This window comes from Halorubrum sp. SS7 (assembly GCF_005435055.1).
Lineage (GTDB): Archaea > Halobacteriota > Halobacteria > Halobacteriales > Haloferacaceae > Halorubrum > Halorubrum salinarum.
The window spans coordinates 106,468-131,912 of sequence record NZ_SGXV01000004.1 but is presented as its reverse complement, the minus strand read 5'-3'; the positions used below and the strand labels follow the sequence as shown (position 1 = coordinate 131,912).

Genomic DNA, 25,445 nt, shown 5'->3' with positions numbered 1-25,445 from the left:
GTTAGGTCCCCCGTTCCGCGCGGTTCCGCAGCAGGATGGCCGTTCCGTTCATGCCGACGAGAATGATCAGCAGCGTGATAACGCCTGCGGCGACGACGCCGTACCGGAAGTCGGCCTGCGGGAAGCCGGCCCACGTGTAGATCTGCATCGGCATGGCGCTGAATCGGCTGAACAGGCTGTCCGGCGCCCGGAACACCGTCGTCGCCGCGCCGATCATGATCAGCGGCGCCGTCTCTCCGATCGCCCGGCCGAGCGCGAGGATCGTCCCGGTGAGGATCCCCGGCATCGCCTCGGGCAACACGACGTTCTTCGTCGTCTGCCAGCGCGTCGCGCCCATGGCGTCGGAGCCGCGCCGGAGGTCGTCCGGGACCGACCGGATCGCCTCCTGCGCGGAGATGATCGTGATCGGGAGGATGAGCAGCGACAGCGTCAGCGCCGCGGTCACCGCCGTCCCGATCCCGAGCCCGAGGAGGTTCGCGAACAGCCCCAGTCCGAGGAGGCCGTAGACGACCGACGGGACCGCCGCGAGGTTCGCGATGTTGACCTGGAGAATCCGGGTCAGCGTCCCGAGCGGCCCGCTCTCCGGGGTGTACTCCTCCAGGAAGACGGAGGTGCCGACGCCGAGCGCGAACGACAGCACCGCGACCATCGCGATGATGATGACGGAGCCGACGATGGCCGGGTACAGGCCCGCCTCCGTCGGGGTCCGGGAGGGCGCCTCGGTGAGGTACGAGGGGTCGAGCCACGGGTCCGGCGCGGGGACCCCCAGCGCCTCGACGATCAGCGCCCCGGCGACCACGCCCGCGGCGAGCAGCAGCGGGAGCCCCAGCCCGGCGAGCCCCTCGCCGGCGTCGACGACGCGGGAGACGTACACCGCGGTCGGCACGCCCGTGAGGACGAGCGCGAGGAGGACCGTGGGGGCCGGCAGTCCGGCGCCGGCGGCCAGGAACCCGCCGGCGGTCGCGAGCGCGAGCGGGACGCCGCCGACGACGGCCCCGGCGGTTCGACTCCGACGGCCGGCGACGAGGAGCGCCCCCGCGGCCGCCACCGGGACCGCGACGGTCCAGAGGTAGATGATGAGGTCCGACGGGTACGTCGCGACCACGCCGCGGAGGACCACCGCGGCGACCAGTCCGACGAGGGCGACCGGCGCCGCCGCGGTCCGCGCCCGCGCCTCGTCGCGGGCCCGGCCGAAGGCGTACAGTCCGACGGCCGGGAGGACGCCGAGGGTGTACGCGAGGAACCACAGCAGCGCGTCGAACACTAAGAACAGCGTGCCGACCGCGAGGCCGATCGCGACCCCGCCGACGAGCCGCCCGAGGAGTCCGAAGCCGACCGCGCCGACGCGGCCGCGGCTCCCGACGTACGCGAGGTACGCCGTGACGGGGGCGGCGACGACGAAGAGGTACGCGAGCTGCCAGTTGAGCCGCGGGATCGGCGTCACGAGCGCCTCGATCGCGGTGAAAAGCACCGCGACGGCGACGAGCCCGCCGCCGAGCGCGCCGAGCGCGCGCCGGGTGACCTCCGGGTCGTCCGCGCTGTACAGGCAGAACGCGAGGAACGGGACGACGAGCGTGAGGAAGTAGGTCAGCAGCCACGCGGGGCTGGCGTTCGCCAGGTCGAAGGCGTCGATGGCGACGTACACGAGCAGCACGCCGAGCGCGACGAGGCCGAAGACGCTCGCGCCGAACGAGAGGTACTCGAAGGCGATCCCTCGCACCCGGCTGACCTCGCCGAACCCGTCGGCGTTCGAGTTTTCGGTCGCCATCAGTACTCCTCCCGGTAGCGTTGTGCGATGATGTCACTGATCACGTTCATAACGAGCGTTACCGCGAACAGCGCGAGGCCGAGCGCGAACATGGAGTTGTACGGGAGCGTGCCGCCGGTGAGGTCGCCGCCGGTGATCTGGACCATCGCGACGGTGATCGTCATCCCGGACTGGAGGAGCACGTCGGCGGGGTTGACGAACGGAATCCCGAACAGCGCCTGTTGGACCTCGGGCATCCGCGCCTGCGCGCCCATCGCAACGACGACGATCATCGTCTCGCCGATGGCGCGGGAGACGGCGAGGATGTACGAGGAGGCGATCCCGGAGATCGACGCCGGGACGACGATGCCCGTCGACACCTCGAACTTGGTCGCGCCGAGCCCGTAGCCGGCCTGGCGCAGTTCGTCCGGCACCGCGCTCATGGCGTCCTCGGAGATCGACGACACCATCGGGATCGTCATGATCCCGACCATGATCGACGCCGCGAGCGCGTTGAACGTGCTCATCTCCGGGAACAGCGTCGCCTTCAGCGCGGGCGTGACGTACACCAACGCGAAGTAGCCGTACACGACCGTCGGGATCCCGGCGAGGATCTCGAGGAGGGGTTTCAGGATCGACCGGGCGTTCGGGGTCGCGTACTCGCTGAGGTAGATGGCGGTGAGCGTCCCGATCGGGATGGAGATGAACGCCGCGGTGATCGTCACCGTGATCGTTCCGATCAGCAGCGGGACGATCCCGAACACCTGCCCGCCGCCGGCCGGGTTCGGGCTCCAGTTGGTGCCGGTGAGGAACTCGGTGATCGGTATCGCCCGGAAGAACACCACCGCGTCGGACAGGAGGGTGACGAAGATCGCGGCCGTCGTGAGCAGCGTGATCGCCGCGCACGCCGCGAACAGGCCGCCGTAGGTTCCTTCCTTCAGTCGTGTGAGCCCGCCCCGCCGGCTCAGGTCGGGACTCTCTGTGCTGTCAGTCACGAACGGTGAGGTATCGAACGCTGTCGTAAATCAATACACCGGTTCATCGCGCGGGCGCTATCCCTGGGCCCGCTCGATCGCGTCTTCGAGCTTCTCCATCTGCTCTTCCTGCGTCTCCTCGGTGGCGGGCACGTACCCCACGTCGCCGGCGACGAGGTCCTCGTTCGTCGTCTGCTCGACGAAGTACCGGGCGAACTCCGCGATGTGCTCCTCGCCGAGCGACTCGATCGACGGGTAGGTGAACAGGGGCCGCGAGAGCGGGGTGTACTCGCCCGACGACGCCGTTTCGAGGCTCGGTTCGACGGGTCCGTCGCCGTCGTCGATCCCGAGCGCCTTCAGCTGGTCGGGGTTCTGGAAGTAGTACGCGAACCCGAAGTAGCCGATGGCGTACTCGTCGCCGGCGACGCCGTTGGCGATGCTGTTGTCCTGCTCGGTCGCCTGGTAGTCGCTGGTGTGGCCCTCCTCGCCGAGGATCGCCTCGATGAAGTAGTCGTAGGTGCCGGAGGTGTCGGCGGCGCCGAAGCGGTTTATCTCCTCGTTCGGGAACTCGTCGCGGACCTCGTCCCACGTCTGGGCGGGGTCCGACTTCCAGATCTGCGCGAGCTCCTCGGTCGTGAGCGAGTCGATCCAGTCGGCATCGGGGTTGACGACGACGGTGAGCGCGTCGGTCGCCGCGATCAGTTCGATGTACTCGACGCCGTTCTCCGCGCACAGCTCCTCCTCCGCCGGCTGGATCGGGCGGCTCGCGTTGTTGAAGTCGGTGTCGCCCGTACAGAAGAAGTTCGAGAAGCCGCCGCCGGACCCGGTCGAACTGATGTCGGGGTCGACGCCGGGGTGCTCCTCGGCGAAGTCCTCCATGATCGCGCTCATCAGCGGGAACACCGTGCTCGAACCGGCGATGTTGATCGGTCCGGAGAGCTCGTCGCCGCCGTCCGAGCCGTCCCCGCCGTCGGAGCTCTGGGTACAGCCCGCGAGTCCCAGCGCCCCGGCGCCGGCGATCGCCGCGAGCGATTTGCGCCGTGTGATTCCCGTTGCGTCCGCGTCGTGGCTGGAAGCCATCACCAGTTGATGAGCGAGTTCCGGTTAAGTAGTATGCTATGAGCGGTATGGGGGAGCGCGTACGGCCCGGTACGAGTACGTTTCTGTATGTTTTCTATATAGCGGTATATAGATACTCGGGCGGCAGTCGCGGCCGCGAAGCGAGTGTGCCGGGACGTAGTTTTAAGTCCCCGTACCGGGAGAACCCGGACGAATGACCCCTCCCACGACCGACGGGCCGCCCGCGCCGACGACCTCCAGGGAGGAGGCGTGGGTCGCCCACGCCGCGCTGATCGACGCCGCGACCGCCGCCACCGACGACGACAGGCCGTACCACCGTTCGATCGAGTCGATAGAGCGGGGCGCGGCGCTCGACGACGAGGGAATCGCCCTGCTCAGGGACGCGCTCGTCGACTACCTCGGCGACGCGCCGGTCCGCGACCGCGCCCCCGGGCGGGCGCTGTTGCGGCGCACCGACGACGCGGTCGACGCACGGTCGAGCCACGCGTAGGACCGACGGTCGCCGAGCGCGAGTCCCCGGCGCGAGAAGCTCACCCCCGACCGCGAGCGGGGAGTCCCGGTCGCTACGAGCCGGCCTCCACCGCCTCGATCAGCAGCTCCGCGACGTCGACGATCTCCACGTCGTCCTCGAAGTTCCCCGTCTTCCGCCCGTCCTCGAACATCGTCGTACACATCGGGCAGGCGACGACGAACTTCTCTATCGCCGCCCCCGCGTCGGTGTCCTCGACCGCCTCGCGGAGGCGCTCCTCGCTCGGCTTGACCTCCTCGTCGTGTTCGGTCCAGAGGCCGCCGCCGCCGCCGCCACAGCAGAACGAGTCGTCCCGCGAGCGGGGCATCTCGTAGAGGTCGGCGCCGGTCGCCCGGATCAGCTCGCGGGGCGCCTCGTACTCGTCGTTGTACCGGCCGAGGTGGCAGGGGTCGTGGTAGGTGACGGTGTAGTCGAGCTCGTCGCCGGCGAGGCCGAGCCGCCCCTCGTCGACCAGCTCCTCGACCACCTGCGTCCAGTGGAACACGTCGACCGCGCCGTCCGCGTTCCACGGCTCCTCGCGGTCGAACGGCATCATCGGGTCGTCCGCGAACTCCGCGAAGTCGACCTCGGGGTACTCGTTTTTGATGGTGTTGTACGAGTGCGGGTCGGTACAGACGATGTTCTGGAACTCGCAGTCCGCGAACGTCTCGACGTGGTGCCCGGCGAGTTCGAGGTAGAGGAACTCCTCGCCGATCCGCCGGATGTCGTTGCCGTCCGTCTTCTCGTCGTCGAACAGGATGCCGAACGACACGTCGGCCTCGTCGAACAGGCGCGCGAGCGCGCGGGCGACCTTCTTGTTCCGGTCGTCGAAGCTCGGGTAGTCGCCGACGTACCAGAGGTACTCGACCTCCGTCTCGCGGGCGTCCGGCACGTCGACGGCGTCGTCGAGGTCGTCGGTCCAGTCGCCGCGGGCCGACTGCGACTCGCCGAAGGTGTTCCCCTTACCCATCACGTCCTGGAACACGTCCTGGAGGTTCGAGTCGACCGCCCCCTCGTCGACGAGCTGGCGGTTCATCTTCGTGAAGGTGGTCAGGTGTTCGATGTCGACCGGGCAGGCGTCCATACACGCCATACAGGACATACACGACTCCATCGACTCGGCGTCGATGACGCCGCCCTCGTCGGCGACGATGGGGACCGTGCCGCCGTCGCTGGCGGCGGCAGTCCCGCCGTCCGTCGCCATCGGCCCGTCACCCCGCCCGCTCCCCGCGACCGGGTCGTCACTCACCGACTCGCGGTACGACTTCAGGTCGAGGATGACGTTCCGCGGGTCGAGGTTCCGGCCGACGGTGTCGGCGGGGCAGGCGTCGGTACACCGCCCGCACTTGGTACAGGCGTCGCCGTCCATCAGCTCCTTCCACGTGAAGTCGTCGAGCGACTCGGCGTTTGTGTGATCGAGGTCCGCGGGGACGTTCGGGAGCCGCGCGCCCGCCTTCTCGTCGCGGGCGACGACGTTCGCGAACGACGAGATCATGTGGAACGGCTTCGCGTAGGGGATCCACGCGACGAACGCGAACGCGAGCAGCGAGTGGCTCCACCAGAGCGCGCCGTATATCGCCTCCGCGCCCGCGGCCGTGAGCCCGGCCGCCTCCAGCCCGGTCGCGAGCGCCATCCCGACGAAGCTCACGGTCTCGGTCGCCCGCTGCGGCTGGCCGACCATGCTCACGCCCTCGACGAGGAAGCCGCCGACGCCGAGGAGGAACAGCGTCCAGACGAACGCGTCGTCTTCGAGGGAAGTGTGTTTGCCCCACAGCCGCCCCTCGCGCTGCCGGTAGCGGCGGAACGCGGCCATGCCGACGCCGACGACGAACAGCAGGCCGAACGCGTCGACGGCGAACTGGTAGGCGAGGTAGAAGTCGCCGACCCAGAAGGACTCGCCGGTGAGCGGGCGGTAGAGGTCGATGTCGATGCCGAGGATCGTCGTCGCGACGAGCAAGACGAGGAACCCCCACAGCACGAACGTGTGCATCACGCCGGTGTAGAGGTCCCCGTCGAACTGGTTCTCGTTCGCGAGGACGGTCTTCGTCGCGGCGACGACCCGGCCGGGCAGGTTCGAGAGCCGGTCCCGCGGGTCGGCGCCGCCGCGTGCGTACGCCGCGAACCGCGCGTAGACGCCGTACAGAAAGACGAGGACCGCGACGGCGGCGAGCCAGTAGAACGCCGCCTTCCCTACCGGACCGATCGTCCAGAAGGTCTCTCGGGTGGCCGCCTGTAGGGGAGTCATGATCGATCACCGGGATACGGCGAGGTTAAAACTTGCCACAACGCGGCGGTCGTCGCTCGGCGTTCACCCGACCCGAGGCGGCCGACCCCGGCGGGACGCTCACGCGATCCGCAGGACGGCGGCCGCGAACAGGCACCCGGCGAGCGCCAGCGCCGGGGCGTCGACGCGGCGGAACGCCAGCCGCGGGAGCGTCGGGTTCCACGCGAAACAGCGGGCGACGAGCGCCGTCCCGAGCCGGTCGGCCCGGGAGAGCGCGCGGTCGATCCCCGCGACGGCGACGATCCGCATCCGGTCGCGGACGGGGCGCTCGCCGCCGAGGCGCGCCCGCATGGCGTCGCGCGCCGCGAACAGGTCGCGCCGCAGGAGCGGCAGGAACCGGAAGACGAGCGCGACGCCCGCGCCGAGGAAGACGCCCGGCCGCCCCGGTATCGTCCGCTGGACCGCCGCGCGCGACTCCCGGACCGGCGTCGACCGGACGTACGCGGCCGCGACGACCAAGATTAGGAAGACGCGGTAGCTCGCGAGACCCGTGTCCGCCGCGCGCTCGACCCGAAACCACGGCGCGCCGAGCGTCGCCCCGGCCACGAGCGGCGCGACGAGGAGGAACGGGAGCGCGACCCGGTACTCCCACAGGTCGCGGGCGCCGCCGTCGGCCGCGAGGAGGCAGGCGGCGGCGAGAGGAGTGAGGACGGCGAGCCCGCGCGGCGTGGTGTACGCGTACGCCGCCGCCGCGAAGGCGACCTGGACGAGCAGCTTCGAGCGCGGGTCGAGGCGGTGGCCGACCGAGTCGCCGGGGACGTACGACAGCGTCATCCGTCGCTCGGGCGGGGCGCGGCGAGGTCGCCCTCGGGGACGCGCACGTCGAGCCCGGGGAGCGCCGCGGCCGCCTCGGCCGGCGGGGCGTCGACGGCGACGCGGCCGTCCGCTAAGCCGACCACGCGGTCGGCGACGCCGAACACGTCCCGGAGGTCGTGGGTGACGACGACGACGCCGGTCCCCTCGCGGCGGAGCGCGCGGAGCCGCTCGATCACCGAGCGCCGCGCCGGCTCGTCGAGGCCGGTGAACGGCTCGTCCAAGACGAGGTGGTCGGGCTCCATCGCCAGCGCGCCGGCGATCGCGACCCGCTCGCGCTCGCCGCCCGACAGCGACGCGATCCGGTCGGTCTCGCGGCCGGCCATGTTGACGGCGTCGAGCGCGGCCTCGACGCGGCGGTCTATCTCCGCGTGCGCGAGGCCGAGGTTCTCCGGCCCGAAGGCCACGTCGGCGCCGACGGTCGCCGCGACGAACTGGTCGCGGGGGTCCTGAAACACCATCCCGACCGCGGTCCGGGCAGCGACGAGGTCGGTCTCGACGGGGGTCCCGTTGACCGTCACGCGGCCGGCGTCGGGGTCGACGAGCCCGTTGAACGTCCGGACCAGCGTCGTCTTCCCGGAGCCGTTCGCGCCCGCGACGATCAGGAACTGGCCGTCGGGGATCGAGAGGGAGACGTCGTCGACGGCCGTGACGCCGCCCTCGCCACTGGACCCGCCGTACCGACAGGTGACCTCCTGTACCTCGATCACGGGGGGCCCCTCACTGCGCCGCGATCGCGTCCGATCGGACGATGCCGATCGCCGCGGCCATCTTCGCGCCCTCGGCCGGGAGGAAGACCACGGCGCCCTGGATCACCGACTCCGCGAGGGTGAGGTCGAGCGTCAGGTAGAGGCCGGCGATCCCCATCGCGTAGACGACGACCGTCCCCGCGGTCATGGCGGCCACGAGGACCGGGGCGGAGACGGCGTCGAGGTCGCGGAGCGCGGCGCCGCGGTGCGCGATCGCCCCCACGAGCCCCGCCGCGAGCGGGTACGACCAGAGGTAGCCGCCGGTCGCGCCCACGAGCTCGCCGAAGCCCGCCGCGCCGCCGGAGAACACCGGCGCGCCGAGCGCCCCGGCCGCGAGGTAGAGGACCAGGGCGGCGGCGCCCCAGACGGGCCCGAGGAAGATCCCGGCGAGGAACACGCCGAGCACCTGGAGCGTGACCGGCGCGGGCGACACCGGGAACGGGAACGATACGTACGCGAACGCGCCGACGAGCGCCGCGAACAGCGCGGCGCGCGCGAGGTTCGTCGCCGCCTCGTCGCCGACGAGGTCGACGGACTCCGTGTTCGTTGCCATGGCTGAACGGACTCGTAAACCCACTTCAACGTAGCGGTTTACGAGCTCGGCGCGGCCCGACCGACCCCGGGTTCGGCCACCGCGAGAGTCCCTGGATAATCCTCGGATAATAACGTTCATCCCCGCCCGGCGTCCACGGGACGAGTATGCCCAAGATAAGCGTCGAGATCCCGGCGGAGCTGCTCGCCGACCTCGACGAACACGTCGGCGACGACGGGAAGTTCGTGAACCGCAGCGACGCGGTGCGCGCGTCGATCCGCAAGAACCTCGACCTGCTCGACGAGATCGACGCCCGCCACGACCGGCTCGACGGCGACCGCGCGTCGACCGCGGCCGAGTCGCGCGGGGGGACCGATGAGTAGCCGGATCGCGGCCGGCGAGAGCGGCCCCTTCCGGACCGACCCCCTCGACCGGTCGGCGGTCGCGGCGGTCGCGCTGATCACGCTGTTCACCGTCGCGCTCGCGACCGCGCAGCTCACGGCCGCGAAGGTGCTGGCGCTGCCGCTCCCGGTCGCACTGCCGGTCGTCGGGCCGGAGATCCTGCTGCCCGGCGCGGCGCTGGCGTACGCGCTCACGTTCCTGGCGTCGGACTGCTACGCGGAGCTGTACGGGCGGCGGGCGACGCAGGTGGTCGTCAACGTCGCGTTCCTCGCGAACTTCCTCGTGTTGGCGCTCGTGTGGTCGACGCTCGCGGCGCCCGGGGTCGACCCCGAGGTGTCGGCCGCCTTCCAGACCGCGCTCGGGCCCGCGGCGAACATCGTCGCCGGGAGCCTGCTGGCGTACGTCGTCAGTCAGAACTGGGACGTGTTCGTCTTCCACGCGATCCGCGACCGCACCGGCGAGCGGATGCTGTGGCTCCGCAACCTCGCGTCGACGGCGACGAGCCAGGCGATAGACACCGTCATCTTCGTCGGCGTCGCCTTCTACGCCGCGCCGCTCCTGCTCGGCGTCGGGCCGGTGTTCGACCCGCCGACGCTGCTCGCGCTCGGGCTCGGCCAGTACATCCTGAAGCTCGGGATCGCGGTCCTCGACACGCCGGTCGTCTACCTGATCGTCGGCGCGGTCCGGGACTGACCGCGTCGCTCGGTTCCCGGTCGACTCCTTCTCGCGCCCGTCAGCCGACCGCGAGCGCCCGCGCCGCCCGGTCCGGGAGGTCGACCGGGACCTGCTCGAAGGAATCGCCCGCGTCGCGGGTGACGAAGAGCCCGCGGTTCGAGAGCGCCCAGACCTCCCCGGCGGCCCGACCGGCGGCCAGCACCGCCCGGTAGGTGCCCTCGCCCGTCGGGAACCCGCGGTCGTCGAGGCGCTCGAACGCGCCGGGACCGCGCTCCGAGCCGGCCGCACCTCCCCCCTCGCCGCGCCGGTAGCGGTACAGGTAGCTCTCGCCGCGGCGGTGGGCGGCCGTCGCGCCCGCGGCCGCGCTGACCAGCGCGGTGTCGGGGTCGCCCGGGTCGACCGCGAGCCCCCAGGCGTACCCGTGGTCGAGGCCGGCGTCGGGGGCACGCCACGAGTCGCCGCGGTCGTCGCTCTCGGCGAAGCCGTCGCCGGCCGCGGCGTAGACGCGGTCGGGCGCGTCCGGGTGGGTCGCCATCGCGTGCGTGTCCCGCCGGGCGCCAGCCGGGCGGTCGGTCCACGTCGCGCCGCCGTCCGCGGTCACGGCGAGCGCGCCCGCCTCGATGCCCACGAGCCACCGCTCGGGGTCGGCCGGGCAGGGCTCGATCCACCGCACGTGGTGGGTGTCCGGCCGGGGCGGGAACGACCACTCGTCGGCGGAGGGGAGGTCCGTCAGGCCGCCGACCGGATCGGCCGTCTCGCCGCCGTCGGCGGAGCGGTACGTCCGCGAGGGCTCCGTCCCGATCCAGACGACCGCGGGGTCGTGCGGGCTCGTCGCGACCGCGGTCACCGCGTCGGGACCGGACCCCTCGGGGCCGAGCGTCGCGGCGGCCGCGCGCGCGAACCGCTCGCCGCCGTCGACGGACCGGAACAGCCCCGCGTCGAACGTCCCCGCGAGGACGCGCGGTCGCCCGGGCTTGTCGTCTCCGCCCTCGCGGCGCGCGACGGAGAGGCACTCGACGCGCTGGCCGGACAGGCGCGTCTCGACCGCGCCGGTCGCGGGGTCGACGATCCGGAGCCCGTCGTCGTAGGCCGCGTAGATGCGCATGGACCGGGGTTCGGCCAGGAGGCCCAAAAGCGTACGCCGGGGCGCCGCGGCGGGAGCCTCGGCGCGTCGGTCCCGGACGCGGACGGAACCGGGGTTCGACGAGCGCAAGAGACTTACCGCCGCCGGCCGTGTGAACTGTACGCATGGATCTTCGCGTTCAGGGGGACGTACCCCCCGACCCGTTTCTCGGCGCCGCGGACCTCTTCGAGACCGAGCGCTCCGTGGAGGCGCCGGTCCGCGTCGTGGTCCGCGAGGACCCGGACGAGCGGACCTGGGCCGGCCACTACGACGACCACCACGTGCTGAACGTCTCCCGGCGGGCCGCCACGAGCGCGATGGCGCGCGAGCTGGCGATCCACGAGCTCGCGCACATGGCCCGGTACGAGGAGGGCCACCCCTCGCACCTCCAGTCGACGGAGGAGGCGCTGTACCTCGGGCTCTCCGGCGAGACGGTGGAGCGCCGCAAACTCGCGCACTGCTACCAGATCGCGAACCACATGAAAGACATCTACGCCGACGACATCACGCTCTCGGTGGCGCCCGCGGACAAGCTGCTCGGCTTCCTCGAATCCACGCTGGCGGCCGCGGTCGCGGACCGCCCCGACGTGTCGCGCACCGGCTCGCCGCCGGTGACGGCGGGCGCCGACCCCGAGATAACGGCCGTCAACGCGGCGTTCGCGCTGGCGCTGGTCGAGCGCCACGGCATCGCGGGCCCCGACCACCGCATCTACGACCTCGCGCGCGCCGCCGGGAGCGACACCGACGCCGTCGACGTCGACGCGTTCAAGGAGCGCTTCCTCGACCTCGGCCACGACCCCTCCGAGAGCGACTACCGGAAGGCGCTCGTCGCCGCCGCCCGCGCCTACGCCGTCTGAACGGGAGCAGTCTCACTCCGCGTCGTTCTGGACCGGATCGCCCTCGCCGTCGGCCTCCGCCGCGCCCTCGTCGGTCGCGTCCGCGGCCTCGACGGGCGCGCTCGACTCCTCCGCCTCGGCGGCGCCGCCGCCGCCGTCGAGGACGGTCACGCGCGCGGACATGATACGGGTGTTGTCGACGCGCTCGATGCGGATCCGGACGCCGTCGAACTCGATCTCCTCGCCCTCCTCGACGAGCCGCCCCGCGCGGTTGAACACGAAGCCGGCCAGCGTCTCGAACTCCTCGCCCTCGGGCAGTTCGATCCCGAGTATCTCGTTCACCTCGTCGATGTTGACCTGTCCCTGGACGACGGCGACGTCGTCGTCGACGAACTCCACGGGCGCCGACTCGTCGCCTTCGAGGATCTCGCCGACGATCTCCTCGGCCACGTCCTCCAGCGTGATGATCCCCTCCGTGGTGCCGAACTCGTCGATGACGGTGACCATCTGGAGGCGGTTCTCCTGCATCTCAGCGAGCAGCTCGTCGGCGTTCTTCGACTCGGGGACGTGGAGCGTCGGCTTGACGACCCGCTCCAGGGAGGGCGTCCCCTCGGAGTAGCGGAGCTCGCGGACCAGGTCGCGCACCGTGACGACGCCGACGATGTTGTCGAGGTTCCCCTCGTAGACGGGGACGCGCTCGTGGTCGGCCTGGATACACGTCTCGATCGCCTCCTCGACGGTGTCCTCCTTCGCGACCGCCGTGACGTCGAGCCGCGGGGTCATCACCTCCTTGGCGATGGTGTTGTTGAACCGGAAGATGCGGTCGAGCATCTCGCGCTCCTCCTCGTCGATGACGCCCTCGCGCTCGCCCGTCTCGATGATGTCCTGGATCTCGTCGCGGGTGACGTACGACGACTCGATCGCCGAGCGCCCGCCGGTGATCTTGTTGACGACCCGGGTCAGGTAGTCGAACAGGACCACGAGCGGGAGGAGGACGTACTCGGAGAGCTTCAGCGGGCGGGCGATGCGTAGCGCCCACGACTCGGTGTTCTCGACCGCGTACGACTTCGGCGCGCTCTCGCCGAACAGCAGGACGAGCGCCGTGATCCCGAAGGTGGCAATGGTGACTGCCTGCCCCTGCCCGAGGCCGAGGTAGACGAGCAGCCCGGTGGAGATGGAGGACATCGCGATGTTGACGATGTTGTTGCCGACGAGGATCGTGATGAGGAGCCGGTGCGGGTCGGTCTTCAGCGCCTTCACCGTCTCCGAGCCCGGCACCCCGTCTTCGACGAGGCTGTCGATGCGGTGCTGCGGCAGGGAGAACATCGCGATCTCCGACGAGGAGAAGAACGCCGACAGCGCGATCAACACCAGGATCGTGAGCGCGCCGAGCGCGGCGACGACGGTGTCGCCGGGCATCTGTATCTGGAGGAGACCGGCCGTCAGCGTACTCGACCACAAGCCCATATTCGTTTGTCATCCGTCGGCCCACGATTAAAGGGTTCCCTTCGCTGAGCCCCGCGGCGGGGCGGCGGAATGCCGCCGACGCCCGCCGCCGCCGACCGGGGCCATCGTCGACGCGCGTGCCGCCGCCGACACGGTTACCCGTCTCGCGGGCGAACCGCGGGACATGAGCGAGCCACAGATCACCCTGTACCGGCTGCAGGCGTGCCCGTACTGCGAGCGCGTCGTCCGGACGCTGAACGAGCTCGACGTAGAGTACCGCTCCCGCTACGTCGAGCCGATGCACTCCGAGCGCAACGTCGTCAAGCGCGTCTCCGGCGCCCGGAGCGTGCCGGCGATCGTCGACCGGGAGACCGGCGTCACCATGTCCGAGAGCGCGAACATCGTCGAGTACCTGAAGGGAACGTACGGCGACGCGGCGACCGATGGGGGCCGCGCAGCCGACGCCGAGGGAGGTGCCTGAGATGCCGGATTTCGACGTCGTCTCCCTGCCCGAGACGGACCACGTCGCCGAGGGCGACACGGCGCCCGACTTCACCCGCCCGCTCGTGAACGGCGAGTACTGGGAGGACCGCGCGCTCGCCGACGTGGTCGACGGCCCGACGCTCCTCCTGTTCCACCCCATGGACGGCACCTTCCAGGGGACGTACCTCTACAACACGGTCGACGACCACGGGTGGAGCGACGACCTCGACGTGCTCGGCGTCTCCATCTCGACGCCGTACGCCCACAAGCGCCTCCTCGCCGAGCGCGGCGACGGCGTCCGGATCTTCTCCGACCCGGGCGCGGGCGTCGTCGAGGAGTACGGCCTCGCACACGAGATCGACGGCATGACCGGGATCACGGAGAGCCGTCCCGCCGTCTTCCTGCTCGACGCCGACCGCACGGTGGAGTACGCGTGGGTCGCGAGCGAACATCCCGAGTTCCCCGACGCCGAGGCGATCGGCGACGCGGTCGCCGACCTCGTCGACTGATCGGACCCGGGTCGCGGCCCGACGCGCGGAGCGCACACACTCGTCACGCTTTTTCAACTCGCCGCCGAACGGTCGCGCGTGACCGCCGACACGAGCGACGACGGACCGGACCGATCCGAGGCGCTGCGCGCGGCGGCCGCCGCCGTCGACCGCGGCGACCTCGTCGTCTACCCGACCGAGACGGTGTACGGGCTGGGCGCCGACGCGCTCGACCCCGAGGCCGTCGAGCGCGTCTTCGACCTGAAGGGCCGCGACCGGTCGAACCCCCTCTCGCTCGGCGTCGCGAGCGTCGACGACGCGCTCCGCTACACCCGCCCGACGGAGCTCGCCGTCGCCTTCGCGCGGGCGTTCCTCCCGGGGCCGGTGACGGTCGTCGTCGAGCGCGGCGACCGGGTGCCCGACGCGCTCACCGCCGGGCGCGACCGCGTCGGGATCCGCGTGCCGGACCACGACCTCGCGCGGGCGCTGCTAGCCGAGACCGGTCCCCTCACCGCGACGAGCGCGAACGTCTCCGGGACGGGCAGCGTCACCGACCCGAGCGACCTCTCCGACCGGATCCGCGGGGGGGTCGCCGCCGTGATCGACGGCGGCGAGACGCCCGGCACGGAGAGCACTGTCGTCGACCCCGAGGCGGGGACGATCCACCGGCGCGGGGCGATGGCCGGCGCCATCGAGGCGTGGCTGGCGGACCCGCCGGTGGAGGGGTGAGACTGGCGAGAAGAGCCGTTCGCGGCGCTAGACGGAGAGGTCGCCCTTCGCTTTGATCACGTCGAGGTCCTCGGCGTCGACCGTCTCGACGTCGAGCCAGTGGGGGACGTACTCGCGTTTGTCGTACGCCTCGCGCTCGTCTTCCGTGCCGACGGTACACCAGAGCTGCGGCTCGTCCGGGCCGTGCCAGCCGCCCTGAACGTTGATGCCGAAACAGACCAGCTCCTCGCCGTCGTGCTCGATCACCGCGTCCTTCCGGATGTCGGGGTCGCCGCGGATGATGAGGTGGTGCATGTGCCGGGGTTCGCGTGTTCCGGGCTTAATCGCTTCGATACCGCGGATCGAACGGCGGCGGCGACCCCGCGGAACGGGGACCGCCGTCCCCACCGGCCCGTGTCGAGCGCCCTCACCACCCCCGGTCGAGGTCCTCGACGAGCGCGCCGAGGATCTCTCGGGTCGTCGCGGCGACGATGGGTTCGAGCGCGTCCGGATCGCTGTTCGTCGGGTCGCCGAGCCCGCCCAGCTCCGTCACCTCGTCGAAGTACTCGTAGCTCCGGGTCCGGGGCAGCTCCGCGGCCTCCTGCGGCTCCTTCTTCGCGGTCCGCACGAGGTCCGGGCGGTACAGCTCGACGAAGCTCGTCTCGTGGTCGCCGGCGTGGCCCCAGCCCTCGCCGTACGCCTCGGTCAGGTCCTCCTCCGCGAAGTCCGTCCAGTGAACGAAGTGGACCGTCAGGTCGGTGTCGCGGCCGAGCCGGTCGGCGGCGACCGACAGGGGCTCGCGGTTCCCGCCGTGGCAGTTCAGAATTAGCAGCCGGTCGGCGCCGTGTTCGGCCACCGACTCGCCGATCTCACGGACCACGTCGACGTACGTCTCCGTCGAGAGCGTGACCGTCCCGGGGAACCGCATGTGGTGTTCCGACTGCCCGTACGGCAGCGTCGGGAGCCGCAGCAGGTCGAGGTCGAACTCGTCGGCGGCGTCGACCAGCTCGGCCGTGAGGTGGTCCGCGCGGAGCGTGTCCGTCGACACCGGGAGGTGCGGGCCGTGCTGCTCGATGCTGCCGGCCGGGAGCACCGCGAAGTCGGCGTCGTCGATCGCGGCGCCGGCGTCCTCCCACGTCATGCCGAACAGGTCGGCGTCCGTCTCGGGCATGCCGGAGGCTCCGGGGTCGAACGACGAAAGCGTCGGGGTAGCGGCGAGGCGGCGGCGACCGGCGGGGAGCGGACAGAGAGCGCCGGGGTGCGGGTCGCGAGCGACCGAGAGGTCGGCTCAGCCCGAGTAGTAGTACTCGCCGTCGCGCTTCTGCTGGCTGTCGAGCTGCGACCCCGGCTTGTTGATCCGGGGGCGGCCGGTGCGCTCGTCGCGCCGGAAGGTGATCTCCAGGTCGGCGAGGAACTCGTTCATGCCGTCGCGCATGTCCTGCGGCGGCGCGGCGCGCCCGCGCTCGGCCGGCTCGCCGTCGAACACCATCAGGCGGTCCGCGAGGAGGTCGATCATGTAGATGTCGTGGTCGATCACCATCACGGTCGCGTCGTGGTTCTCGGCGTACCGGCGGATCGCGGTCGTCGCCCGCACGCGCTGCTCGACGTCGAGGTGGGCGGAGGGCTCGTCGAGCAGGTAGAGGTCGGCGTCGTCGGAGAGGCAGGCCGCGATGGCGACGCGCTGGCGCTCCCCGCCCGAGAGGTCCGAGAGGTTCTGCTCCATCACGCGCTCCAACTGGAGCGGCTGGGCGATCTCGGTGTTCCAGTAGGAGGAGCCGAACTCGTCGGTGATAGAGGAGAGGAACGCGTCGACCCGCATGTGCTGGTCGATGTCGATGTACTGCGGCTTGTAGGAGATGTCGAGCGCGAAGTCGAGCTCGCCCTCGTCCGGCTCCAAGTCGCCGGTGAACAGCTGCGCGAGCGTGGACTTCCCGATCCCGTTCGGGCCGACGACGCCGAGTACCTCGGAGCGGTTGATCTCGCCGCCCTCGACGCGGAGCTCGAACTCGCCGTCGCCGTACGACTTCCGCAGGTCCGGGTACTCGATCAGCGTCTCGCTCCGGGAGGCGACCCGCGGCGCGTGCTCCTCGAAGGTGATCGCGGACGGGCGGATCCGCATGTTCTCGTTGTCGAGGTACCCCTTCAGGTACTCGTTGATCCCCTTCCGGACCGACTTCGGGTCGGTGATGACCCCGTACGCGCCCGGCTCCCCGTACGCGACGTGGAGCGTGTCGGCGAGCAGGTCGAGGATCGCGAGGTCGTGCTCGACGACGAGCATCGAGCGGTCGGCGGCGTCGTCGTCCGCGAGCTCGCGGATGAGCCGGGCGACGATCATCCGCTGGCCGATGTCGAGGTACGGCGTGATCTCGTCGAGGAAGTAGAAGTCGGCGTCGCGGGCGAGGCAGGCCGCGATGGCGACGCGCTGGAGCTCGCCGCCGGAGATGGAGTCGATGTCCTGGTCCATCACCGGGCGGATGTTGAGCCGGTCGACGAGGTCGTCGAGCGCCCCGCGCTCGTCGGTGCGCTCTAACAGCTCGCGGGTGTTCCCGTCGAACTGGTTGGGGATCTGGTCGACGTACTGCGGCTTCCGCGCGACGGTCACGTCGCCCGCCTTCAGCGATTCGAGGTAGTTCTGGAGGCCGGTGCCGCGGAAGCGGTCGAGGACGCGCTCCCAGTCGCCGTCGGCGGCGTGGTCGCCGAGGTTCGGGACCATCTCGCCGGCGAGCGCGTGGACCGCGGTCGACTTCCCGATCCCGTTCGGCCCGAGGATGCCGGTGACGCTGCCCGGCTCCGGCGTCGGGAGGCCGTACAGCGAGAAGGCGTTGTCCCCGTAGCGGTGGACCGGGTCGTCGTCGAGCTCGGAGGGCAGGTTGATGATCTCGATGGCGTCGAACGGGCACGACTGGACGCAGATGCCGCAGGTCTCGCCCAGGCAGATCTCCTCGGAGATGTGGATCTGGTCGGGGTCGCCCTCCTCGGCGTCCGGGCCGCGCTCCGTGATACACTCCTTGCCCGTCCGGTTTGGCGGGCAGTCCTTCATACACTCGTAGTTACAGCGGTCGGGCTGACACCGATCGAGGTCCACGACCGCGATGCTGTCGTCGGCCATCTCAGACCCCCAGGTCGACGGCCGAGGTCAGCAGGACGGTGTAGCTGATGAACCAGAGGGTGAACGTGAGAAACGCCACGTAGAGGTTGTCCTTGACCCCGAGGTCGCCGACGCCGACCGCCTTGAATATGGGGTACTGGGCGATGACGAACGCGCCGAGCACGAAGACCGCGGTGGTGCTCGCGGCGGACGCCGGATCGGTGCCGACGTAGACGGCCGAGACGACGCCGGCCGCGATCCCGGCGAGACAGCAGATGGTCGTGACGACCACGCCGCGCGCGTGGTCGGACAGGCCCGAATCGTCGCTCATGCCTTCGGATCCGCGAGCGCCCGTGAAAAGCCGTTCGTTCCCGCCGTCGCCCGCGGGCGAGACGGGCGGCCCTCGGGACGCGCCGCTGTGGCACCGCCGCGCGTCGCCGCGGCCGGGGCGCGCGCGAGCCGAATCGCTGACTGACTGGTCAGTCCAGCGGGGTGTTAGCGGCCTATTTTGCTGGTTTGTGACGCGAGATGCGGCCGATTTCGCCGGTAAACGGCGCTGAGACGGGGCTGCTCCATCAACATTTATGAACGTGTGCGGTTTCGAATCGTAACGATGGAAGGAACTCAAACGGAGGGGCTCGACGACCTCCCACCGAGCGCCAAACTCGTCTTCAAGGTGCTCGAGTACAACGGACCGCTGACCCAGAAGGGGATCGTCCAAGAGTCGATGCTGTCGGCCCGCACCGTCCGGTACGCGCTCGAACGGCTCGAAGGGATCGGCGTCGTCGACGAGGACGTCTACTTCGCGGACGCCAGACAGAACCTCTACAAGCTCACGGAGCCGGCCCAGGAGTTCACCGCCGACGAGGGCGAGGCCTCCTGTACCGCCGACTGACCCGCGGCGGTCGACTCCCCACCCCGTCAGTCTTCTCACCTTCTCTCGGCGACGGCGAGCGACGCGTTCGGCGCGCTCGGGACCGTCCCGCGCGGCGTCTCCACTACTCCGGCGGCTCCGCGCCGCCCTCGCGTGCGCCCCGGACAGCCGCCGCGACGGTGAGGACGACCGCCACCGCGAGCGCCGACGTCGCCGCCAGCACGAACGCGAGCAGGAGGAACCACACGTCGGCCCCGAACAGCGGGTACTCGCGCGTGTCGATCACCGGCCCGAGCAGTTCGAGGGTCCGGACGAGGTACAGCGAGAGCGCGAGCAGCGCGCCGGCGGCCGCCCCGATCCGGACGTTGCGATAGAACGACAGCGACTCCAACAGGACCAGCATCGGGGGCTTCGAACTGTCCTCGCTCACGGGGGGACGTACGGTCGGCCGCCGCAAAGAGCCATCGGAACGCGGCGCCCGGTGCGGCGATCCATCACGATCGAATCGGACGGAAGAGGGCCTGACAGCGTTAGTGACAGCCGTCAAGTGGGTCGGCGGTGAACGGCCGGGCATGCCCAGAGTCGTGCTGTCGGCGTTCCCGATGATAGACCCGGAGACGTACCGCGAGGTCCTCGCCGACGCGGTCGACGAGCCGGTCGAGGTGGAGGTCGCGGAGCTGGGATCGACGGACCGCCTGATCGACGCCGCGGCGGGCGCCGACGCGGTCGTCACCGACATCAACACGCCCGTCACCGAGGCGGCGCTCGACGCCACGGACCTCGACGTGGTCGTCCGCTCCGCGGTCGGCGTCGACAACGTCGACGTGGCGGCGGCCGCGGAGCGCGGGGTGACCGTCACCCGGGTGCCGGACTACTGCACCGACGAGGTGGCGACCCACGCCGTCTCGCTGCTCCTCGCCTGCCTGCGCTCGCTCAAGCCGTACGACGACGCGGTCGCGGAGGGCGGGTGGAGCTGGGAGGCCGGCGTCCCGACCCGGCGCGTGAGCGCGTCGACGATCGGCCTGCTCTCGTTCGGCCCGATCGCGAAGCGGGCGGCCGAACAGCTCTCCGGGTTCGGCGCCGACCTGATCGCGCACGACCCGTTCGTCGACGCCGAGGAGATGGCCGACCGCGGCGTCGAGAAGGTCGAGTTCGAGGCGCTGTTCGACCGCGCCGACCACGTCGGCGTCTACGCCCCCCTGACCGACGCGACGCGGGGGATCGTCGACGCGGACGCGCTGGGCCGGCTGGGCGAGGACTCGGTGGTCGTCAACGTGAGCCGCGGCCCCGTCGTCGACGCCGACGCCCTCCTCGACGCGCTGGAGCGCGACGCGATAAAGGCCGCCGGCCTCGACGTGCTCGCCGAGGAGCCGCCGGAGGACGACCCGCTCGTCGGCCGTGACGACACGGTGGTCACGCCGCACGCGGCGTGGTACAGCGAGGAGGCGAAAGACGACCTGAACCGGAGCGGCGCGGCCGACGTGGCGGCCGTGCTGAACGGCGAGACGCCGGACGGCCGGGTGGACCCCGAGGCGGACTGGCTGTAGCCCGGCCGGAGTCCCGAGGGCGGCCTACAGGCGGTCGAGCGCGTCGAAGTCGTCGTCCCCGTCGAGCGGGCCGTCGCCGTCCGAGTCGTCCGCGTCGCCGGAGGCGTCGTCCGGAACGTCGGAGGCGGGCGCGTCGCCCTCGCCGCCCGGGTAGCTCGCGTCGAGCCCCGCCGCCAGCCCGGCCCCGAGGTCGTAGGTGTCCCGGACCGTCTGCGCGAGGACGCCGTCGCGGTCGAAGACGACGTAGACGGCGACGAACTCGTGGGCCGCGGGGCGTAACACGAACACCTCCCGCGGACCGTCGTCGTCGCGCGACTCGTTCACGCGCGCGACGAGCGGCTCGATGGGGAGCCGGCCCGTGCGGACCTCGTCGAAGGTGTCGCTGCCGGGCGCGTCCGCGAAGAGGTACAGCGCGCCGTTGGGGTCGCCGTCGTTCGACCGGGTCGTGATCGAACCGACGGGCTCGCCCTCGGCGCGGATCTGCCGCCACGTCTCGACGGCCGCCTCGAACATCCCCTCGACGCCGTCGGCGAAGCGGAAGCGCGTCTCGCGGACGACCTCGACCTCGCGGAAGCGCGCGGAGCCGTCGGTCCACGCCAGCGTCGCGTCGACGACGAAGCCGGGCCGGAGCGCGTCGACGGCCTCGCCGAGGTCGCCCTCGTACCCCTCCGCGGTGGCGTAGAGGGGGTCGTAGCGGTCCTCGGCGTCGGGGGCCGTCGGGTCGACCGGCTCGTCGGCGAGCTCGACGAGGACGAACTCCTCGGCGTCGGCCGCGGGCGCGCCGGCCGCGCCCCCGTCCGACTCGCCGTCGATGTCCGGCCGCCGGCGCCGGTCGTGGACGCGGAACCGGCCGCTCGTCGTCGGGTCCATACCGGGCGGTGGGGCGGCGGGCGGAAAAGCCGGTCGGAAGCGGCGCGGCCCGCTCGTCCGCGGTCGATCCCGTTCGCGGATCCGTGTCGTTATGGGGCCGCCGGCCCAAGGAACCGGTAAATGGGGATCCTCGAGGACAAGTCGAACGCCCGGCTCTTCTACAAGTACCTCTCGAAGGTGTACGACCGGATTAACAGCTTCAACTGGAACGAGGAGATGCGCGCGGAGGCGCTCTCGTGGCTGGAGTTCGGCGACGACCCGAGGGTGCTCGACGTGGGCTGCGGGACCGGCTTCGGCACGGAGGGACTGCTCGAACACGCCGACGACGTCCACGGCCTCGACCAGAGCATCCACCAGATGGAGAAGGCGTTCGAGAAGTTCGGGAAGCGCGAGCGCGTGAACTTCTACCGCGGCGACGCCGAGCGGCTCCCGTTCCGCGACGACGCGTTCGACGTGGTCTGGTCGTCCGGCTCCATCGAGTACTGGCCGAACCCCGTCGAGGGGCTGCGCGAGCTCCGGCGCGTCGCCAAGCCCGGCGGGCAGGTCCTCGTCGTCGGCCCCGACTACCCGCATAACCCCATCCTCCAGCGGGTGGCCGACGCGATCATGCTGTTCTACGACGCCGACGAGGCCGACCGGATGTTCGAGGCGGCCGGCTACGAGGAGTTCGAACACCACATCCAGCAGGCGACGCCGCAGAGCCCCCGCGCCATCACGACCGTCGCCCGCGTCCCGGACGACGGCGAATCGCCCGACGAGTCGGCGGCGGCCGCCGCCGACGCGGACCCCTCGGCGCCCGACGCCGAGTAGCGGCGCCGACCGGGAGCCGGAACGCGCGGCCGCTCCCTCCGACGCACCCTCACCCTGACTCGACGACCGTCTCCAGCGTCGCGACCGGCCGGCCGTCGGCCGTGATCTCGACGGTGACCCGTCGGCCCGGTTCGAGCGTCGGGTCGTTGGTGTCCGCGACGCGGAAGGCGGCCGTCTGCCCGACGCGCAGCGTGTCGTCGCCCGCGGAGTTGAACGGCCCGGTCGGGCCGGGGTGGAACCCGGCGGCCGAGAAGAACGGGAGCGGCGGCTGCTCGGCGAGCGGTTCGCCGTCGACGCTGACGCGGACCCGCACGGCCGCGACGTCGATCGGGTCGCCGCCGCGGTGGTCGATCGCGATCCGGTCGTCGGTCGCCGACAGCGACAGCACCGCCGACGGCGGCACCGTCGCGCTCGGCCCGTCGAGCGCGGCGGCCGCGACGCCGCCGGCCAACACGACCGTGATCGCGATGAGCAACACGCCCGCGACGGGCGCCATCCCTCGGGCGCGGCGAGCAACTGGTGACACGGGGGGCGTGGGGCGGTTTCGCCTAAAAGCGTCGCCCCGGGCGGCCGGTCACTCGTCGTCGACCGGCCGCGGCGTCGGGAGGGGTTCGATGCCGTCGATGACGACGACGCGGGGCTCGTCGACGACCGTGATGCGGTACGGCTCGGCGGGCGAGAGCGTCCGGACGACCCCGTTCTCGTCGGTCGCGCCGATCGCCCGGCTGTCGCCGCCGCCGACGGACTTGGTGACGGTGACGCCGGAGACCGGCTCGCCGGTCTCGTCGTCGAGGACGGTCACCGTCACCGGCCCGCCGGGGTAGGTCCGCTCGACGGTGACGTTGAACCCGTCGCCGGCGGCCGCGACCGGCTCGGTGTCGGGGAACGCGGCCAGGTCGACGCGCTGGTGTTCGACGAACACCTGCTCGGTGCCGCCGCTGACGAACGTGCGGAGGACGCCGAACTCGTGCGGGATGGTGATCCGCTGGACCGCGCCCGCACCGAACGCGTCGGGCTCGCGCAGCGCGGCCGTCTCGGGGTAGGCCGCCTCGGTGATCTCAATCGCCGCGTCGTTCGAGATGTCGCCGCCGCCGCGGTCCCAGCGGTCGGTCCGGAAGACCTCGCGGACGTACTCGCCGTCGACGACGGTCGCGAGCACGACGGCGTCCTCGCTCGACGCGACGTAGATGTCGTTCGGGGAGGACTGGCCGCGAGCGGTCGCGAGCGCGTGGTCGCGGACCGGCCCCTCGTACACCTGGAGCGCCACTTGGAGCTCGTCGAGCCGGCCGGGCGAGCTGAACCCGTCCGTCGACTCGGCGAGCGCGTCGATGGCCTCGAGCCGCTCGTCGTACTCGCGGGCGGTCGCCGCCACCCGGACGAGCTCGTCGACCAGCTCGCGGTCGCTCATCTCGCCGGCGGCGTGCGCGCTGAAGGCGTCCGCCTGGCGGCTCGACAGCGCCACCTCCGCGCGCTCGACGCGGTTGATCTCGACGAGGATCTGCTGTTGGCGCTCGACGCCGGCCTCGGCGCCCTCGATCCGGTCGACGACGGCCGCGGTCTCGACGGCCGCGTCGGCGTCGGCGGTCGCGAACCCGAGCGCCGAGCCGAGGTCGGGGCCGCGGGCGTACGTGCCGACCCGCGTCTCCGCGCCGGGCGGCGTCGAGAGCGTGCGGAGCGTCAGGTTCGTCGTTTCGATCTGCGTCGCCGGCTGGCCGGCGGCGACTGTCGGGTCCGCGGGCGACGTCGAACTACCGGGCGACGCCGGAGCGGCGGGGAGGTCCGGAGCGGCCGGCGAGGCCGAATCGGCGGACTCCGCCGGGTCGACGGACGGGGGGACGGCGCCCGGCGCGGTGACGCCGGCGACCGGGGCCACGACCAACAAGACCGCGACCGCGGCGATCGGGAGGGCTCTCATCGGCCGACGGTTCGGCCCGGGACACAAAAAGTCCACCCACTGCGGCCGGCCGCCCGGGCCGACGGACCCGCGTCGCCGTCAAGCGGCACGCGGGCGCGAGCGGCGACTCGGCCGAGCTTCCTGTCAAAAAACAGCGTATGGAAAGCGTTTTGCCCGGCGCGCGAGTGGCCCGTGACGTATGCGGAACCCCGCTCTTCGCGCGCTCTTGGTCGCCGTCGTCGCGCTCGCGCTGGTCGCGAGCGCCGGCGTCGCGGCCGACGGCGCGGTCACGGCCCCCTCCCCCCTCGACGCTGACGAGAACCCGACCCGCGCGTCGGCCGCCGCCGACGGTTCAGGCGTCGCCGGTGCCGTCGGCGACCGCTCGACCGCCGTCCGCCAGCAGACCGACGACGGCATCACGTCGCCGTCGACGACGCGGATCCGGATCGGTCTGAACCCCGACCGCAGCGCCGACTGGACCGTCGCGGTCCGGTACTCGCTGGCGGACGCGAACGAGACGGCGGCGTTCAGGACCGCCGGCGACCGCTTCGAGGACGGCGAGGTCGGCCCCGACGCCGCCCTGTTCGAGGGGTTCCGCCGCGAGGCGAACCGCAACGTCGACCGCTCGATGGCGATCGAGGACGTCGGGCGCGAGGTCGAGGTGTACGAGGACCCGAGCGAGTACGAGGTCGCGACCGAGGACGCGGTCGCGGTCGGCGAACTGCGGCTCACGTTCACCTGGACGGCGTTCCTCGAACAGGACGGCGAGAGCCTCGTCCTCGGGGACGCGCTGACGACGCCGGACAACGAGACGTGGCTCCGCAGCCTGGAGGCGGGCCAGACGCTGGAGGTGGCGACGCCCGAGGGGTACACCGTCACCGGAACGCCGAGCAGCGCCGTGACCCAGCTCTCGGACGGCGACGTGATCATCGAGGGACCCCAGACGTTCGAGGAGGGCGAGCCCGTGGCGATCGTGTACGGCCCCGCCGGAGCGGGCGCCCCGTGGACGATGCTGATGGCCGCGATCGTGCTCGCCGCGGCCCTCGTCGCCGGGAGCGTCGTCGGGTACCGCCGGATCAACCCCGGGGGAGACGGGCCGGGCGAGTCGGCGATGAACGGCGGCGAGGACGTGACGAACGGCGACGGCCCGACACCGGCCGGCGTCGGCGGCGCCGGTCGGGGACCGGAGCCCGATGACGACGGCGCCGACGCGAGCGACGAGGGGGACGCCGGCGACGACGGGGAGGACCTCTCGCTGCTCTCGGACGAGGAGCGCGTCGAACGCCTCCTCGACGCCAACGGCGGCCGGATGCGGCAGGCCGACATCGTCGCCGAGACCGGGTGGTCGGACGCGAAGGTGTCGCAGCTGCTCTCGGCGATGGCCGACGAGGGCCGCGTCGAGAAGCTCCGGCTCGGCCGGGAGAACCTCATCTCGCTGCCCGACGACGGGGACGGCGGAGGGGGCGACGGCGACCGCGCCGACGAGTAGCGGCCCCGGTCGCGGCGACGGTGGC

At 71.7% G+C, this 25,445-nt stretch carries 28 protein-coding genes; 11 read left to right on the top strand and 17 right to left on the bottom strand.

Annotation, left to right across the window (positions count from 1 at the left end; all coding sequences use genetic code 11):
• Position 1: 1 nt before the first annotated feature.
• The 3 genes from pstA to EXE44_RS06725 are packed head-to-tail and all read right to left on the bottom strand — an operon-like array spanning position 2 to position 3,801.
• Positions 2-1,768: a phosphate ABC transporter permease PstA gene (pstA, locus tag EXE44_RS06735; protein ID WP_137716500.1), complete on the bottom strand. Its 1,767-nt coding sequence runs from the start codon at positions 1,766-1,768 to the stop codon at positions 2-4.
• Positions 1,768-2,742 carry a phosphate ABC transporter permease subunit PstC gene (gene pstC, locus EXE44_RS06730; protein ID WP_121561595.1) on the bottom strand — a complete coding sequence of 325 codons (975 nt, stop codon included), beginning with the start codon at positions 2,740-2,742 and terminating at the stop codon, positions 1,768-1,770. The genes pstA and pstC overlap by 1 nt, the downstream gene beginning before the upstream one ends.
• A 57-nt stretch (positions 2,743-2,799) precedes the next feature.
• Positions 2,800-3,801: a PstS family phosphate ABC transporter substrate-binding protein gene (locus tag EXE44_RS06725; protein WP_137716499.1), complete on the bottom strand. Its 1,002-nt coding sequence runs from the start codon at positions 3,799-3,801 to the stop codon at positions 2,800-2,802.
• 193 nt (positions 3,802-3,994) lie between these two features.
• On the opposite strand from EXE44_RS06725, the gene EXE44_RS06720 reads away from it, so the two are divergent.
• On the top strand, positions 3,995-4,291 hold the full coding sequence (locus EXE44_RS06720) for a hypothetical protein (protein WP_121561593.1): 297 nt from the start codon (positions 3,995-3,997) through the stop codon (positions 4,289-4,291).
• Positions 4,292-4,364: 73 nt separating this feature from the next.
• On the opposite strand, the gene EXE44_RS06715 is transcribed toward EXE44_RS06720, so the two are convergent.
• The 4 genes from EXE44_RS06715 to EXE44_RS06700 all read right to left on the bottom strand — a co-directional run bounded on the left by EXE44_RS06715 (position 4,365) and on the right by EXE44_RS06700 (position 8,708).
• Positions 4,365-6,554 (bottom strand): (Fe-S)-binding protein, encoded by a 2,190-nt coding sequence (locus EXE44_RS06715; RefSeq protein WP_137716498.1) that lies wholly within the window; start codon positions 6,552-6,554, stop codon positions 4,365-4,367.
• A gap of 99 nt (positions 6,555-6,653) precedes the next feature.
• Positions 6,654-7,367, bottom strand: a complete 714-nt coding sequence (locus EXE44_RS06710) for an energy-coupling factor transporter transmembrane protein EcfT (protein WP_137716497.1) — start codon at positions 7,365-7,367, stop codon at positions 6,654-6,656.
• Complete coding sequence (locus EXE44_RS06705; RefSeq protein WP_137716496.1) at positions 7,364-8,116, bottom strand: energy-coupling factor ABC transporter ATP-binding protein; 753 nt, start codon at positions 8,114-8,116, stop codon at positions 7,364-7,366. Before EXE44_RS06705 ends, EXE44_RS06710 begins: the two co-directional genes overlap by 4 nt.
• 10 nt (positions 8,117-8,126) lie before the next feature.
• Positions 8,127-8,708, bottom strand: coding sequence for a biotin transporter BioY (locus EXE44_RS06700; RefSeq protein ID WP_137716495.1), 582 nt, complete (start codon positions 8,706-8,708; stop codon positions 8,127-8,129).
• Between the two features lie 146 nt (positions 8,709-8,854).
• Between EXE44_RS06700 and EXE44_RS06695 the strand changes: the two genes are divergently transcribed.
• On the top strand, positions 8,855-9,070 hold the full coding sequence (locus EXE44_RS06695; RefSeq protein ID WP_137716494.1) for a ribbon-helix-helix domain-containing protein: 216 nt from the start codon (positions 8,855-8,857) through the stop codon (positions 9,068-9,070).
• On the top strand, positions 9,063-9,782 hold the full coding sequence (locus tag EXE44_RS06690) for a queuosine precursor transporter (RefSeq protein WP_137716493.1): 720 nt from the start codon (positions 9,063-9,065) through the stop codon (positions 9,780-9,782). Before EXE44_RS06695 ends, EXE44_RS06690 begins: the two co-directional genes overlap by 8 nt.
• Before the next feature lie 40 nt (positions 9,783-9,822).
• Here the strand turns inward: EXE44_RS06690 and EXE44_RS06685 are convergent, their stop codons facing one another.
• The gene (locus EXE44_RS06685; protein ID WP_137716492.1) at positions 9,823-10,869 is read right to left on the bottom strand and encodes a hypothetical protein; all 1,047 of its coding nucleotides are present in this window, start codon (positions 10,867-10,869) and stop codon (positions 9,823-9,825) included.
• A gap of 143 nt (positions 10,870-11,012) precedes the next feature.
• Between EXE44_RS06685 and EXE44_RS06680 the strand changes: the two genes are divergently transcribed.
• Positions 11,013-11,744 (top strand): DUF5781 family protein, encoded by a 732-nt coding sequence (locus EXE44_RS06680; protein ID WP_137716491.1) that lies wholly within the window; start codon positions 11,013-11,015, stop codon positions 11,742-11,744.
• Positions 11,745-11,756: 12 nt separating this feature from the next.
• Here EXE44_RS06680 and EXE44_RS06675 read toward each other — a convergent pair whose 3' ends face one another.
• Positions 11,757-13,190 carry a hemolysin family protein gene (locus EXE44_RS06675; RefSeq protein WP_137716490.1) on the bottom strand — a complete coding sequence of 478 codons (1,434 nt, stop codon included), beginning with the start codon at positions 13,188-13,190 and terminating at the stop codon, positions 11,757-11,759.
• Positions 13,191-13,353: 163 nt separating this feature from the next.
• Between EXE44_RS06675 and EXE44_RS06670 the strand changes: the two genes are divergently transcribed.
• The 3 genes from EXE44_RS06670 to EXE44_RS06660 all read left to right on the top strand — a co-directional run bounded on the left by EXE44_RS06670 (position 13,354) and on the right by EXE44_RS06660 (position 14,869).
• Positions 13,354-13,650: a glutathione S-transferase N-terminal domain-containing protein gene (locus tag EXE44_RS06670; RefSeq protein ID WP_137716489.1), complete on the top strand. Its 297-nt coding sequence runs from the start codon at positions 13,354-13,356 to the stop codon at positions 13,648-13,650.
• Between the two features lies 1 nt (position 13,651).
• Positions 13,652-14,161, top strand: a complete 510-nt coding sequence (locus EXE44_RS06665; protein WP_137716488.1) for a redoxin domain-containing protein — start codon at positions 13,652-13,654, stop codon at positions 14,159-14,161.
• A 78-nt stretch (positions 14,162-14,239) separates the two neighbouring features.
• Positions 14,240-14,869: an L-threonylcarbamoyladenylate synthase gene (locus tag EXE44_RS06660; protein ID WP_137716487.1), complete on the top strand. Its 630-nt coding sequence runs from the start codon at positions 14,240-14,242 to the stop codon at positions 14,867-14,869.
• Between the two features lie 27 nt (positions 14,870-14,896).
• Here the strand turns inward: EXE44_RS06660 and EXE44_RS06655 are convergent, their stop codons facing one another.
• The 4 genes from EXE44_RS06655 to EXE44_RS06640 form a co-directional block, all read right to left on the bottom strand.
• Complete coding sequence (locus EXE44_RS06655) at positions 14,897-15,163, bottom strand: HAH_0734 family protein (protein ID WP_053771822.1); 267 nt, start codon at positions 15,161-15,163, stop codon at positions 14,897-14,899.
• Between the two features lie 112 nt (positions 15,164-15,275).
• Complete coding sequence (locus EXE44_RS06650; RefSeq protein WP_137716486.1) at positions 15,276-16,019, bottom strand: creatininase family protein; 744 nt, start codon at positions 16,017-16,019, stop codon at positions 15,276-15,278.
• A 117-nt stretch (positions 16,020-16,136) separates the two neighbouring features.
• Entirely contained in the window at positions 16,137-17,957 is a 1,821-nt protein-coding gene (locus EXE44_RS06645) for a ribosome biogenesis/translation initiation ATPase RLI (RefSeq protein ID WP_137716485.1), read from the bottom strand.
• A 1-nt stretch (position 17,958) separates the two neighbouring features.
• Complete coding sequence (locus EXE44_RS06640; RefSeq protein WP_121561580.1) at positions 17,959-18,267, bottom strand: hypothetical protein; 309 nt, start codon at positions 18,265-18,267, stop codon at positions 17,959-17,961.
• A gap of 282 nt (positions 18,268-18,549) precedes the next feature.
• On the opposite strand from EXE44_RS06640, the gene EXE44_RS06635 reads away from it, so the two are divergent.
• Positions 18,550-18,831 (top strand): helix-turn-helix domain-containing protein, encoded by a 282-nt coding sequence (locus EXE44_RS06635; RefSeq protein ID WP_008443026.1) that lies wholly within the window; start codon positions 18,550-18,552, stop codon positions 18,829-18,831.
• 103 nt (positions 18,832-18,934) lie between these two features.
• Here EXE44_RS06635 and EXE44_RS06630 read toward each other — a convergent pair whose 3' ends face one another.
• Positions 18,935-19,213, bottom strand: a complete 279-nt coding sequence (locus EXE44_RS06630) for a hypothetical protein (RefSeq protein WP_137716565.1) — start codon at positions 19,211-19,213, stop codon at positions 18,935-18,937.
• Between the two features lie 169 nt (positions 19,214-19,382).
• On the opposite strand from EXE44_RS06630, the gene EXE44_RS06625 reads away from it, so the two are divergent.
• Positions 19,383-20,357 carry a C-terminal binding protein gene (locus tag EXE44_RS06625; RefSeq protein WP_137716484.1) on the top strand — a complete coding sequence of 325 codons (975 nt, stop codon included), beginning with the start codon at positions 19,383-19,385 and terminating at the stop codon, positions 20,355-20,357.
• Between the two features lie 24 nt (positions 20,358-20,381).
• On the opposite strand, the gene EXE44_RS06620 is transcribed toward EXE44_RS06625, so the two are convergent.
• Positions 20,382-21,227 (bottom strand): DUF6663 family protein, encoded by an 846-nt coding sequence (locus EXE44_RS06620; protein WP_137716483.1) that lies wholly within the window; start codon positions 21,225-21,227, stop codon positions 20,382-20,384.
• 120 nt (positions 21,228-21,347) lie between these two features.
• Between EXE44_RS06620 and EXE44_RS06615 the strand changes: the two genes are divergently transcribed.
• Positions 21,348-22,037, top strand: a complete 690-nt coding sequence (locus tag EXE44_RS06615; protein WP_137716482.1) for a methyltransferase domain-containing protein — start codon at positions 21,348-21,350, stop codon at positions 22,035-22,037.
• 49 nt (positions 22,038-22,086) lie between these two features.
• On the opposite strand, the gene EXE44_RS06610 is transcribed toward EXE44_RS06615, so the two are convergent.
• Positions 22,087-22,533, bottom strand: coding sequence for a type IV pilin (locus EXE44_RS06610; RefSeq protein WP_137716564.1), 447 nt, complete (start codon positions 22,531-22,533; stop codon positions 22,087-22,089).
• Positions 22,534-22,611: 78 nt separating this feature from the next.
• Positions 22,612-23,952, bottom strand: coding sequence for a hypothetical protein (locus tag EXE44_RS06605; protein WP_137716481.1), 1,341 nt, complete (start codon positions 23,950-23,952; stop codon positions 22,612-22,614).
• Positions 23,953-24,130: 178 nt separating this feature from the next.
• On the opposite strand from EXE44_RS06605, the gene EXE44_RS06600 reads away from it, so the two are divergent.
• Entirely contained in the window at positions 24,131-25,420 is a 1,290-nt protein-coding gene (locus EXE44_RS06600) for a hypothetical protein (protein ID WP_137716480.1), read from the top strand.
• Positions 25,421-25,445 lie beyond the last annotated feature (25 nt).